Annotated in this window: 8 protein-coding genes; 5 read left to right on the top strand and 3 right to left on the bottom strand. The window is 46.1% G+C overall.

Translation table 11 applies throughout. From position 1 onward, the window contains the following. Positions 1–431: 431 nt before the first annotated feature. Positions 432–3,182: a cation-translocating P-type ATPase gene (locus tag ASV53_RS17580; protein ID WP_094958042.1), complete on the top strand. Its 2,751-nt coding sequence runs from the start codon at positions 432–434 to the stop codon at positions 3,180–3,182. 71 nt (positions 3,183–3,253) lie between these two features. After that, complete coding sequence (locus tag ASV53_RS17575) at positions 3,254–4,417, top strand: cation:proton antiporter (RefSeq protein WP_062688351.1); 1,164 nt, start codon at positions 3,254–3,256, stop codon at positions 4,415–4,417. Positions 4,418–4,600: 183 nt separating this feature from the next. Here the strand turns inward: ASV53_RS17575 and metJ are convergent, their stop codons facing one another. Beyond that, positions 4,601–4,918: a met regulon transcriptional regulator MetJ gene (metJ, locus tag ASV53_RS17570; protein ID WP_062688353.1), complete on the bottom strand. Its 318-nt coding sequence runs from the start codon at positions 4,916–4,918 to the stop codon at positions 4,601–4,603. 268 nt (positions 4,919–5,186) lie between these two features. Here metJ and ASV53_RS17565 point away from each other — a divergent pair, with 268 nt between their 5' ends. From ASV53_RS17565 to metF, 3 genes are all read left to right on the top strand, one after another. Beyond that, positions 5,187–6,353, top strand: a complete 1,167-nt coding sequence (locus ASV53_RS17565) for an O-succinylhomoserine (thiol)-lyase (protein ID WP_094958041.1) — start codon at positions 5,187–5,189, stop codon at positions 6,351–6,353. After that, positions 6,353–8,770, top strand: coding sequence for a bifunctional aspartate kinase/homoserine dehydrogenase II (locus tag ASV53_RS17560; RefSeq protein ID WP_094958040.1), 2,418 nt, complete (start codon positions 6,353–6,355; stop codon positions 8,768–8,770). Before ASV53_RS17565 ends, ASV53_RS17560 begins: the two co-directional genes overlap by 1 nt. 318 nt (positions 8,771–9,088) lie before the next feature. Then, the gene (gene metF, locus ASV53_RS17555; RefSeq protein ID WP_062688359.1) at positions 9,089–9,994 is read left to right on the top strand and encodes a methylenetetrahydrofolate reductase; all 906 of its coding nucleotides are present in this window, start codon (positions 9,089–9,091) and stop codon (positions 9,992–9,994) included. An 84-nt stretch (positions 9,995–10,078) separates the two neighbouring features. On the opposite strand, the gene ASV53_RS17550 is transcribed toward metF, so the two are convergent. Together ASV53_RS17550 and ppc are read right to left on the bottom strand one after the other, a co-directional pair. Then, positions 10,079–10,642 carry a PadR family transcriptional regulator gene (locus ASV53_RS17550; RefSeq protein WP_062688361.1) on the bottom strand — a complete coding sequence of 188 codons (564 nt, stop codon included), beginning with the start codon at positions 10,640–10,642 and terminating at the stop codon, positions 10,079–10,081. 397 nt (positions 10,643–11,039) lie between these two features. After that, entirely contained in the window at positions 11,040–13,670 is a 2,631-nt protein-coding gene (ppc, locus tag ASV53_RS17545; protein WP_062688454.1) for a phosphoenolpyruvate carboxylase, read from the bottom strand. Between the last annotated feature and the right edge of the window lie 402 nt (positions 13,671–14,072).

Below are 14,072 nucleotides of genomic sequence, written 5' to 3'. Positions count from 1 at the left end.
CTAAAACATATACTAGCATTTATTTGTTATTAATGGCCAGTTTTTACTTGGATGAAAAGGCGTCGGCTTGGCCATCAAGTTCATGTGTGACGTGTATCGCTAAAAACGCCTCTCGATATGATAAAACCTGTGTAATTGCTGTTATATATCGGTTTTACCGAGGTGTTGTGATGGTTATCATTAGGTCTTATTTATACCTATTTACATTGTTTTTAATAATTCTCGCTGATATCGAGATGAATATTGATAATAATCAAAAATGCTCCCAAATAAGAAAAGCAAATGCCGAAATTAATTCCATCATTTGTATGAATATTATAATTTGTACTCGCTTTAACAATTCTGTTTGAGTGTCATATATAAACAAAGTTCAGGTTTTGCTAATTATTTTAGCCGGATTCGTTCGCCTTTATTTTGTGGGAGATTATTGTATGCGAAAAAAGTGGTTTATAAAGACAGCGGATAATACGCTTTCAGAACTAGAAACAACACGTTCTGGATTATCATCAAAGACAGTTAAAGATCGTCAACAAGAATATGGTCCTAATGAACTGCAAGAGCAAGAAGGTAAATCAGCTTTAGCCATGCTGTTGGATCAATTTAAAAACCCACTAATTTTTATTTTAGGTGTGGGTGCATTAGTTTCATTTTTCACCGGCCATAATGTTGATGGTATTGCGATTACCGTGATCATCTTTATTAATGCACTGATTGCATTTTGGCAAGAAATGAAAGCTAAAAAAGGCATGGATGCATTAAAAGAGATGGCAGCACCCACAGCTCAAGTTGTGCGGGATGGTGATGTACTGTCGATTCCGGCGCGCGAGTTGGTGCCAGGCGATATTCTTAAAATCAATACCGGTGATATTTTAGCCGCCGATGTACGGATTATTGAAGCCAACCGACTTTCCATTGATGAAGCCGCGTTAACAGGGGAGTCTGAACCTGTTGATAAGTGTGTTGCTGAGCTGGAAGGTGACAATATAGGCTTGGGTGATCAGCTCAATATGGGCTTTATGACCACCATTGTTACTTCAGGTAATGGTTATGGTGTTGTGGTTGGTACTGGGATGCAAACCGAAGTGGGCCACATTGCCGACTTGATGACCAACACAGAAGAAACGAAAACCCCCATGCAAGTTCGCATGGATACCATTGCGCATACGTTGATGATTGCGGCTCTGTCTGTGGTTGCTGTTGTTTGTGCAATTGGCCTTTACCATGGCATGCCATGGTTAGAAATTTTAAATACGGGTATCTCATTATCTGTTGCGGCTATTCCTGAAGGTCTACCGACAGTTGTATCGATTGTATTGACCATGGGCTCCACCAAAATGGTGAAGAGCAATGCGTTAGCAAAACAACTTTCTGCGATTGAAACACTCGGTTCAACCACGGTTATTTGTTCTGATAAGACAGGTACGCTAACTCAAAACCAAATGCAGGTGATGCAAGCATACGACGCCTCTGGTCGTTACTGGAAAGTAACGGGTAAAGGCTTTGATCCTAAAGGTGAATTTGAGCCACAAAAACACCAAGTCGCGGTGACTGATAGCCCTGAAATGATGCGTGGTCTTACCGTTGCGACCTTGTGTAACGATGCCCAATATCTGCAAGAAAAAGGGAAATACGCCGTACGTGGTAACCCAACGGAAGGTGCGTTGATTGTTGCTGCTGCAAAAGCCGGTTTACAACAAGGCACTATGTTGTCATCAGGCGAATTTACGATAGTTGAAAAATTCCCGTTCGATTCTGGTCGTAAAATGGCATCAGTGATTGTTCGTGATAATGAAGGTCAGCACTTCTTAGCAGTGAAAGGTGCACCGGATGTCATCTTGCGCAATGCCTCAGGCTTTATGATTGATGGCAATGTTGTAACGCATTCAAGTCAGGAAGTGCAAGGTAACTTAGCGATAGCAACCAGTCCTGCAGAGCAACATATTGCCAACTACCAACAAGCGATTGAAGAATTTGCTGATCAAGCTCTACGCACACTTGCCGTTGGTATTCGTCCATTAACTGACGAAGACCTAGAGCGTGACCACCACGAGCTAGAGCATGACATTACCATCCTTGGCCTATACGGCATTATGGATCCGCCACGCCCAGAAGTGCGCGATGCGGTAAACAGTTGTTTCGATGCTGGTGTTCGTACCGTGATGATCACGGGTGACCATGCCCTAACCGCGGCAGCAGTTGCGCGTGATATCGGTATTATCCGCTCTGAAAATGACAAAGTGATCACAGGCGCTCAGCTTGATGAGATGGACGATGAAGAGCTACGTCGTATCTGCCCTGAAGTTGCCGTGTTTGCACGGGTTAGCCCTGAGCATAAGTTACGTATTGTTAGAGCTCAACAAGACAACAACGAAGTACCTGCCATGACGGGGGATGGTGTGAACGATGCACCAGCACTTCGTCGCGCAGACATTGGTGTGGCGATGGGGATTGCAGGCACCTCGGTGGCGAAAGATTCAGGTGATTTAATTTTGCTTGATGACAACTTCAGCACCATTGTGAAAGCGGTACGCCAAGGTCGTCAGATCTTCGATAATTTACGTAAGTTTATCCGTCAGGCGCTGACTGCCAACGTGGGTGAAGTTGCGGTGATCTTGATTGCCTTTCTGATGATGGGGCCAGAGACTATCTTGCCGCTGACACCACTGATGATCTTGTGGATCAACTTGGTTTCAGATGGTTTACCAGCACTGGCACTGGGTGTTGAGCCGGAAGAAAAAGACGTGATGTCACGTAAGCCACGTAAGCGTAATGAAGGTTTCTTTGGCGATAGCCTTGGGGCCAAGATTGTTATCCGTGGTTTAGCCTTAGGTGGCATGAGTTACATGGCCTTCAGCTGGGCATTGAATGCGGGTCACAGTGCAGAATACGCACAGACTGTTGCTTTCGCCATGCTGATCTTCGCACAGCTATGGCACCTATTTGATTCACGTAGCTTCACTACGCTATACCGTAAAAATCCATTCACCAATAAGTATCTACTAGGTGCAGTAGCCTTGTCTGCAACGCTATCGTTAGGGGTGATGTACACAGGTTTAGGTCAGATGATCTTTAACACTGAATCCCTGTCATTTGGTCACTTAATGGCTGTGATTATTGCCGCATCTGTACCGACATTCGTACTGTCGGGTATCAAAGAAATTACTAAAGTGAAATTCGTCTAACCTAACTGCCTGCACCTCTATGAGGGGGGCAGGCTCTTTTCGACGAGCAATGTAATACAAGAGGTTATGACGTGAAAAAAATCATTATATATTCCGCATTACTGTTGGTGGGGCTAGTGTGCTCACAATTGCTACCATCATTCATAGCTGGCTACGGCCAACTGCAACCCACCATTATGGTGCTGACGATGTCGGCGCTGGCCTACATCATGATCAATGTTGGTCGTGAGTTTGAAATCGATAAGAACAACTTAAAGCAGTATCGCTGGGATTATGTGGTCGCAATGACGACGGCCACCTTCCCATGGGTTGGGGTGGTACTGTATTTCGTGTTCGTGCTGATGCCGCCAGAGATGTGGAGCAATGTCGATGCGTGGACAGAGACTTTAGTGATTGGCCGCTTTGCTGCGCCAACCTCTGCTGGAGTATTGTTTGCCATGCTCACAGCCGCTGGACTTGGTGCGACGTGGATGTTTAACAAAGCCCGTATATTGGCCATTTTTGATGATCTCGATACCGTCCTCTTGATGATTCCATTATCTATTTTGGTGGTGGGTTGGCAGCCTGCATTAGGCGTGACGCTAGTCTTAATGTTTGGTTTGTTAGCGCTGGGTTATCGTTATTTACATCTATGGGCTATTCCGTCGTCTGCCGGTGCTGTGATGGGCTACTCCGTCATTATTGCGTTGCTGTGTGAGTTGTTTTATTTGCGCAGTGGCGTCCACTTTGAAGTTTTGCTACCCGCTTTTGTGCTGGGGTGCATGATGAAATCGCAACATGAATCCGCCGCTGATCAGCAAGTCTCAAGTTCTGTCGCTGGCGTGTTCATGGTGCTGGTTGGCTTGAGCTTACCGCAAATTTTTGGGGGCGTCGCAACGACCGCTTCAGACAGTATCACTCTTTCAATGCCTGCGATGTCGCTCGCTGAAATTACTTATCACGTATTGGTGATTTCGGTGATTGCCAATATCGGCAAGATGTTCCCACTGTTTTGTTATCGCAAGGAAGCCACGCTTAAAGAGCGTTTGGCATTGTCGATTAGCATGTGGCCACGAGGTGAGGTTGGTGCGGGTGTGTTGATGATCAGTATTGGCTACGGTTTCGGCGGTCCAATTGTGACGATCAGCATGTTGTCATTAGCGCTGAATTTAGTGCTAACCGGTGTGTTTATCATGGTTGTAAGAAAACTTATTTTGAGTGACGAGCAAAAAGGAGAGTTTTATGAAAAAGCGTGAACTTAAATTACTTGGTCTAGTTATTTCTATTTTTCTTTTAACGCTAGTGGTAGGACGCGCAGCGTAAGCAAGAATAAAGTAAAAGCTGCCATTAATGATAACAAGAAGTAGCGTGTTTCCATATTTACTGACTGTGGTTCCAAAGTTGTCACCACAGTCAGTTTTTTGTATCTCGAAGACGGCTTATTCGTTGATGTCTTCGTAAGTAATGCCCATCTCATCCATCAAAGCTTTTGCTTCTGCGGGTAGATCATCCGGACGGTCTTTACGAATATCGTCATCTGTTGGTAATGGTTGACCTGTATAAGCATGTAAAAAAGCTTCACAGAGCAATTCACTATTCGTTGCATGGCGCAGGTTATTTACCTGACGGCGCGTACGTTCATCAGTCAGAATCTTTAAGACTTTTAATGGAATCGACACCGTAATTTTTTTTACTTGTTCGTTTTTCTTACCGTGTTCCGCGTATGGACTGATGTACTCGCCATTCCACTCTGCCATGTTTTACCTTCTCAGCGTTGTTGTTTTACCGCCGCTCAGGTTATTTCACGCCACTATGTTCTGAATAAACCTCAGATATATTGGGGTCTTACGAAATAACTGCGAGTAGGGCAGTGAGTCATAATTAAAGTTTGGTTGAATTTTAGCGATATTTACCGCCATAAGCAAAGACATATAGACGTCTGGAAGTGTTGACGTCCTAGTTTAATGTGGTTAATGTTGATGAAGGAATTTTATTCGGCATTAAACCGAAACAAGGAAGGTTAATATGAGTGACAAGAAACTTGCCACGATTGCAGTTCGTACCGGCATTGAATCCGACTCTCAGCATCATGCGGTCGTCCCGCCAATCTACCTCACATCCACCTACAGTTTTCCACAACTGGGTGAGGTTCCGCAATATGATTATACTCGTTCTGGCAACCCAAGCCGCAATATGTTGGCCGATGCGTTAGCTGAGTTGGAAGGCGGTGCGGGTGGTGTGGTAACAAGTTGTGGTACAGCGGCGATTAACCTTCTCGTTTCTGCTTTATTAGGCCCTGATGATCTTATTGTTGCCCCGCACGATTGTTATGGCGGTACTTATCGCTTATTCAATACTCGCGCGAATAAAGGCGACTTTAAGGTTGAGTTTGTTGATCAGTCTGATCCGCAAGCTTTTGCTCGTGCTCTTGCTAAGCAACCTAAAATTATTTGGGTGGAGACCCCATCTAACCCGTTACTTCGTGTTATTGATATCGAAGTTTTATGCCAGCAAGCCAAAGCAGCGGGCGCACAAGTGGCGGTTGATAACACCTTCCTCTCTCCAGTCCTGCAACAGCCTATCGCATTAGGTGCAGACTTTGTCGTGCATTCGACCACTAAATATATCAACGGCCACTCCGATGTTGTGGGTGGTATCCTTATTTCTGCTGATGCAGAGCAAGCTGAAAACATCGCATGGTGGGCAAATTGTATTGGTGCAACAGGTGCGCCGTTTGATGCCTACCTGACCCTTAGAGGTTTACGTACTTTAGTACCACGTATGAAGATGCACGAAGAAAATGGCGCTCAAGTGCTGGCATTTTTAAAAGATCACCCTCAAGTTGCAGCTATTTATCATCCTAGCCTACCTGATCATCTAGGGCATGATATTGCTAAGCGCCAACAAAAAGGCTTTGGCTCTATGATTAGCTTTGAATTAGCTGGAAGTTTCCAGCAACTTGAAGTGTTTGTGAAAGTGCTTAAATGTTTCTCGCTCGCGGAATCCTTAGGCGGCACTGAAAGCCTGATTGCTCACCCCTCAAGCATGACGCACCGCGCGATGTCAGATGAAGCACAAGCAGAGGCTGGTATTAATACGGCACTACTTCGTTTATCGGTGGGTCTCGAAGATCCAAGTGATTTGGTCGCCGACTTAGCACAAGCATTTCAACAAGCAGCAGAGGTGGGATAATGACTCAGGCTCAACCGCGTCAATTACATAAGTTTGGTGGCAGCAGCTTAGCCGATGCTGAGTGCTATCGTCGGGTTGCAACAATCTTGCAGGAATACTCGAATGCCGATGATCTGATTGTGGTGTCGGCGGCCGGAAAAACCACCAACCGTTTGATTGAATGGCTTACTTTGCTAACCAAAGATGGGCGTCATGCCCATGAGGTACTGCAAGCGCTACGTCAGTATCAGCAAGCGTTGATCAAAGAGTTATTGCCTGAGCCCGTTGCCGATGAACTACAAACCCAGCTACACCTTGAACTGAGTACATTGTCAGCACTTAGTGACCAAACGTTAGATGAGGCCACGCGAGCTAAAGTATTAGGCCATGGTGAATTGTGGTCTGCTCGCTTATTGGCAGCGTTATTAAATGTGGGTCAATTACCAGCATGCGCTCTCGACTCTCGTGATTTTTTACGGGCAGAGCAAGCCGCTCAGCCTGAAGTGGATTGCGCAGCTTCGCGCCCCTTATTACAGCAGCAACTGATCCAACACAGCCAGCATCGTATTGTGATCACCGGCTTTATGGCCCAAAACCAAGCGGGTCAAACGGTGTTACTGGGTCGTAATGGATCTGATTATTCTGCCACTGTGATTGGTGCGTTAGCAGATGTCTCGCGCGTGACAATTTGGAGTGACGTCGCGGGGGTGTATAGCGCTGATCCTAATCAAGTTAAAGATGCCTGTCTGCTACCGTTGCTGCGCCTTGATGAAGCCAGTGAATTAGCCCGACTTGCCGCACCGGTATTACATAGCCGTACCCTCCAACCTGTCGCACAAAGCACCATTGACTTGATGCTACGTTGTAGTCATCAGCCTGAATCAGGCTCAACGCGTGTGGAGCGTGTTTTAGCTTCAGGTCGCGGTGCGAAAATTGTTACGTCATTAGATGATGTCTGCTTGATTGAACTTGATGTGCCGCGTGCCAATGATTTTGAACCTGTTCGTAAAGAACTAGAGCGCACATTGCTACGGGTACAATTACCGCCATTGGCACAGAGCATTGATCCTGAGCAAGGTCGAATTTTATTGGCGTATACCGGTGAAGTGGTCAATGGGGTTCTGGGCCTACTGCAAGATCGTGGGATTGCCGCAGAATTAAGATTGCGCGATGGTTTCACTATGGTTGCCGTTGTTGGGGCGGGGGTGGTGAATAACCCAGTGCATTGCCATGGCTTTTATCAGCAGCTAAAAGGCCAGCCAGTTGAGTTTTTGGCTGAAGCTGAATCAGGGTTGAGCTTGGTGGCGATTTTACGCCATGTAAACCCAGAAACCTTGATTGGGCGAGTGCACCAGAGTTTATTTCAAGCACAAAAGCGAATTGGCTTAGTGCTCTGTGGCAAAGGCAATATTGGTAGCCGTTGGCTCGAGTTATTTGAAACCGAGCGTGAGCAACTGAGTAAGCGTCATGGTAAGACGTTCACGTTGATTGGTGTTGCCGATAGCAGCCGTCATTGGATTGATTACGAGGGAATTGAACCGTCTCGTGCCTTAACGTATTTCAATGATGAAGCGATTGAATATGAAGACGGGGAGTTACTTACCACGCTAGCCGCACACCCGTATGATGATGTGGTGATTTTGGATGTCACTGCCAGTGCTCAATTGGCGGCGAAATATCCACAAGTGGCAGAAAGTGGCTTACACCTGATTTCGGCGAACAAAGTGGCAGGCTCTGCACCCAGTGTTGATTACCACGCAGTACAAGATGCGTTTGCCAAAACCAGTCGTCATTGGCTATATAACGCGACGGTTGGTGCTGGCTTACCCGTAAATCATACAGTGCGTGATTTACGGGAAAGTGGCGATGACATCATTGCGGTATCGGGGATTTTCTCTGGCACTTTATCATGGCTGTTCCAGCAATATGATGGCTCAGTACCGTTTTCGGTATTAATTGAGCAAGCGTGGCAACAAGGCTTAACTGAACCCGATCCTCGCCATGATCTCGACGGCAGTGATGTGATGCGCAAGCTGGTTATTTTGGCGCGTGAGTCGGGACTAAGCATTGAACCTGAGCAGGTTAAAATGGAAACGCTAGTGCCTGAATCATTGGCTGAAGTCAGTTTAGATACCTTCTTTGAGCAAGCTGATGAACTGGACAATCATTTAAAAGAGCGGTTGGTGAAAGCCAATAAGGAAGAAAAAGTACTGCGTTATGTGGCGAGGTTGGATAAGAAAGGCAAGGCTGCCGTTGGGGTCGAAGCATTGCCCAAAGAGCATGCGCTGGCGAACTTACTACCATGTGACAATATTTTTGCTATAGAAAGTCGTTGGTACCGTGATAACCCACTGGTGATCCGTGGGCCGGGTGCTGGGCGTGATGTTACAGCAGGCGCATTATTGTCAGATATTAATCGTTTAGCCGCTCTGCTTTAGCATGTGATGATTGCGCTCGCGGCTTTATATTCTGCCAACACAGTTGAATGTAGGGCGAGAGCTTGGTCTAAATAGGACGATTACGAGGTAATTGTCACCTTACTGGGAATATACTCTATTCCCCTTGAAACCTGCCTTTGGCAGGTTTTTTATATTGAAAATTATGCAATATGAACGTGAGAAAAATTCATGATTAGTAGGTTGACATTAAATTGTTATCACGACATTCTGTAGACATATAGACGTCTAAATGGTTATTTGAAGACGTTCGCTTTTAAGGATAGCAGGCCACGGCGCCAGGACAGGAAGGGATGAACTATGGGGTATTCTCACGCAAGCCATTTAGAGGCGCTTAACCAAAACATTGTAGACCTTAAAGGGGATATCAATGTGTCATTTGAGTTTTTTCCGCCAAGCAGCGAGCAAATGGAAAAGACCCTTTGGGCTTCTATCCATCGTCTAAAAACATTAAAGCCGAAGTTTGTGTCTGTGACTTACGGTGCTAATTCGGGTGAACGCGATCGCACTCACTCTATTATTAAAGATATTAAAGATCAGACCGGCCTTGTGGCTGCCCCGCATTTAACCTGTATCGATGCAACACGTGATGAACTACGTACTATCGCCCGTGACTACTGGAACAGCGGTATTCGCGATATCGTTGCACTGCGTGGTGATTTACCACCACAAGGTGGCAAGCCTGATATGTATGCGGCTGACTTGGTTGAACTGCTACGCAAAGAAGCAGAGTTTGATATTTCGGTCGCGGCTTACCCGGAAGTTCACCCAGAAGCAAAAAGCGCTCAAGCAGATTTGATCAATCTTAAGCGTAAAGTGGATGCCGGTGCGAGCCGTGCGATCACCCAATTTTTCTTTGACGTTGAAAGCTACTTACGCTTCCGTGACCGTTGTGTTGCTGCCGGCATTGATGTTGAAATTGTACCGGGTATTTTGCCTGTTTCGAACATGACCCAAGCTAAGCGTTTTGCCTTGGCAAATAACGTCAAAATCCCAGGTTGGTTAGAGAAGCAATACGAAGGGTTAGATGATGACTTGTTAAGCCGTCAGATGGTGGGTGCAAGTAATGCGATTGATATGGTACGTGTTTTAAGCCGCGAAGGTGTGAAGGATTTCCATTTCTACACACTGAATCGTGCTGAATTAACTTATGCAATTTGCCACACTTTGGGTGTGCGTGCTGAAGTTGACATTGCATCGCAATAGGTTGTTACTGACATTGGGCTGCGACTGAGCAGCACAAACAAAAAAGCCGCTATAAGATAGCGGCTTTTTTAGATAACAAGTAGCTTATAGCGCGATGCTGCTGCCTTCGCTATCCATGTCTTTTAACTCAGCTAGCACTTCTTCAGCCCAAACAATCCAAGCCTGACGATTGTGCATACCACGACGAAGCGTAAGACGATCAAGACGTTCTTGACGAGCCATTGCTTTGTAATCGCTAAAGTGAACTTTCTCAAGCTCGTGGTAGTGGTTCATTAAGCTGTGTGACTCTTCGATCAAAGCTTCAAGCTGCTGCTGCATTGGTACAGAGTTATGCACTCCACACACAAGTAGTTTCGCTGAGAACTCATCACGAATAGTTGGGTTGCGAGCTGGTTCTTGGAACCAGTTGAATAGTGCCTGACGGCCTAAATCGGTAATGGAGTACACTTTGCGATCGGGTTTGCCATCTTGTGGTTCAAGGCGACAAGTAACCTGATCGTGAGTGGCCATTTTATTGAGTTCGCGGTACACCTGCTGGTGGCTCGCTTTCCAAAAATAACCGATGCTGTGTGAAAATTCTTTGGTTATGTCGTAACCGGTTGCTTCGCGAGTGCTCAGCACGGTTAAAATAACGTGTGGTAATGACATCTCTTCTATCCGTTAAAATACATCAAAAAAAACCGATCAAACCAAGCTTACCCTTCCGCTCTTTGGCGTTATTATAATCAACTTGTTTCAGTGCCTGATCGAGATCACATAGAATATCATCAATACACTCAATACGGATACCTCAATGGGGTAGTATTCACATCAATGCGCTATAAATTGCTCATCTTGTGATATTAGTCCATCTAGTTATCTGTCTTTGCAGTGCAATTGGTTTTGATACATCCTCTTTCACAAGAGAATATAAACATCTTAATGCATATTATTTAAGGAGGGCTGTCTCAAAAGTGATAAAAATTACAATGGGAACTATCAATTATTCCCTATCCGTATAAAAAAGGCCGCTAGGCGGCCTTTTAAACGTCAAGTTGATGAGGGCTTAACCTGTATTGCGCATGCCAGTCGCAATACCTGCGATGGTCACCATCAGCGCTTCTTCTAGCATCGGCGAGATCTCACCTTGCTCGCGGGTACGGTATAGCAGCTCAGCTTGCAGCATGTTGAGTGGCTCAACATAGATATTACGCAAGCGGATCGCTTCAGCACCCCAAGGATCCTGTTCCATTAGGTGATCATTGTTGTCGACATTCAGTACGGCCTTAATATCAGACTGCAGTTGATCACGCAGTTTCTGACCCAGTGGCCATAGTGATTTATCCGTTAGGCGTTGATCATAGTATTCAGCGATCTTGGTATTGGTTTTGGTAAAGACCATCTCCAGCATACCAAGGCGTGTTGAGAAGAATGGCCATTCACGGCACATTTCTTCTAGCAAGGCTTCATGGCCCTTGTCGATTGAATACTGGATCGCTTCACCGGCTCCCAACCATGCTGGTAGTAGCAGGCGGTTTTGGCTCCACGCAAAAATCCATGGGATCGCACGTAAACTTTCTACGCCACCGTTTGGATTACGTTTTGCAGGGCGAGAACCGAGTGGCAATTTACCCAGTTCGAGCTCAGGCGTTGCTGCGCGGAAATACGGTACAAACTCTTCGTTGCCACGGACAACCGAACGGTATGCTTCGCAAGATACTTCTGAAAGTACTTCCATCAGATCGCGCCATTCTTGTTTTGGTGCTGGTGGTGGGAGCAAGTTCGCTTCAAGAATTGCACTGGTGTACAAGCTAAGGCTGTTCACTGCAACGTCGGGTAGGCCCAATTTGAAGCGGATCATCTCACCTTGCTCGGTTACACGTAGGCCACCTTTTAAACTGCGTGGTGGCTGTGACAGTAACGCTGCGTGTGCAGGCGCACCACCACGACCAATTGTACCGCCGCGACCATGGAACAGGGTGATATCAACGTTGGCGTTTTCACACACATCAACCAAGGCTTCCATTGCGTGGTACTGTGCCCAGCCCGCAGACATCACACCAGCATCTTTCGCTGAATCCGAATAGCCAATCATGACCATTTGGTGGTTTTGAATAAAGCCGCGATACCAGTCGATATCAAGCAGTTGCTTGATAACATCCGCGCCATTATTTAAATCTTCAAGGGTTTCAAACAGCGGGCAAACGTCCATACGGAATGGGCAGCCAGCTTCTTGAAGCAATAAATGTACTGCCAACACATCTGAAGCGGTACGAGCCATGGAGATCACGTAAGCGCCTAACGCTTCACGTGGCTGTTCTGCAACTGCACGGCAAGTATCGATAACTTCTTGTACTTCAGGAGACGGTTGCCAGTCTCGTGGCAGTAGTGGGCGTTTTGAGGCGAGTTCACGTACCAGGAAAGCAACTTTATCTTGCTCGCTCCACTGGTCATAGTCGCCTAAGCCTAGGTAGCGTGTCAGTTCAGAAATCACATCAGAATGACGGGTACTTTCTTGGCGGATATCAAGGCGAACAAGGTGAACACCGAAACATTTCACACGACGCAAGACATCAAGCAGCAGGCCGTCAGCGATGATGCCCATACCGCATTCGTGCAGTGATTGATAACAGGCGTGCAGCGGCTGCCACAGCTCATCAGCATCGTTGATGATAGCGCCAGCAGGTACATTGGTTCCCTTAATGCGCGCATCTAATACATCACGGGTGTGCGTTAGCTTGGTACGTAATTGCTTAACGATAGCGCGGTAAGGTTCGTGCTCTTCACCTGCAAGCTCGCGAACTTGGTCATTACATCTCACCATCGACAGTTCGCTGACTAACTCTTGGATATCGCCCAAGTAAAGATCAGCCGCTTTCCAGCGTGACAGTAGTAATACCTCGCGGGTGATTGTCGAAGTCACAAACGGGTTGCCATCGCGGTCACCGCCCATCCAAGATGAGAATTTAACTGGTGCAGCATCAAGCGGTAAGCCTTCACCTAGGTGATTGGTTAGCTTGTCATCAAATTGGCGTAAGAATTCTGGCACAGCATGCCATAGGGAATTCTCAACTACAGCAAAGCCCCATTTCGCTTCATCAAGTGGCGTTGGGCGTTGCTGGCGGATAACATCGGAGTGCCAGGCTTGAGCAATAAGTTGTTCTAGGCGCTGTTCAATACGCTGGCGTTCAGCGGTTGATAGCTCACTTAGCTCAAGGTTTGATAGGCATTTATTAATCTGTACCAGTTTGTGGATCATGGTACGGCGCGCTATTTCAGTTGGGTGCGCAGTAAGCACAAGCTCAATGTTCAGTTCGCGAACGGCCTGAATGGAATCAAGCTGGCTAATGTCTTTGTCTTTTAACTTACCAAATAGCGAGTCAATTGAATCTGGGCTACAGATATGCTCGTCACAATGACGGGACACTGTGTGGTATTGCTCTGCAATATTGGTCAGGTTGAGGAATTGGCTGAAAGCACGGGCGACAGGAAGTAATTGGTCATCCGGTAGGTTTTGTAACTCATCAATAAGTTTGGCACGATCGTCTTCATTTCCGGCGCGAGCGGATTTAGACAGTTTCCGTATGGTTTCCACTTTTTCAAGTAGTGGCTCACCGTGAGCGTCTTTAATGGTATTGCCTAGCAAGTGGCCAAGCATACTGACGTTACTTTTTAGCGCGCTGTACTTTTCATTCATATCGTATCCATCTCGTAATTTTTTTACATCCAGTGCATCAATGCTGACCAATAATCTATCCGTGATCCCGCTTAAAGGTCAACTTTGATCATAATCGAGGGCAAAAAAACGATTCTACTTTGATTTTTATCATGTCCTCTGCGCTATTTTGTAACAAATTTCCGTAATTCACCTGTCTTTAAGCACATTTGTTGTGTGCTTTGTCGGCAAAAATGAACGAAATGCTTTATTTAAGGGCAAAGTAACGTTATCGGGTTGTGATACTTGTTGCACTTGTGGTGAGCTGTTATTTTGGAAGTGCGGTGTGGAATCGGGTGGTTTAATTAAAAAGCAGGAAAAACATGACAAGTGTTGACAGCTATTCGATAAACCTGTAAACATACAAATGCAAGTTTATTGAAT

This window comes from Photobacterium sanguinicancri (genome assembly GCF_002265265.1).
Classification (GTDB): domain Bacteria; phylum Pseudomonadota; class Gammaproteobacteria; order Enterobacterales; family Vibrionaceae; genus Photobacterium; species Photobacterium sanguinicancri.
The sequence above is the reverse complement of the archived record's forward strand: the minus strand, read 5'-3'. Positions and strand labels throughout refer to the sequence as shown.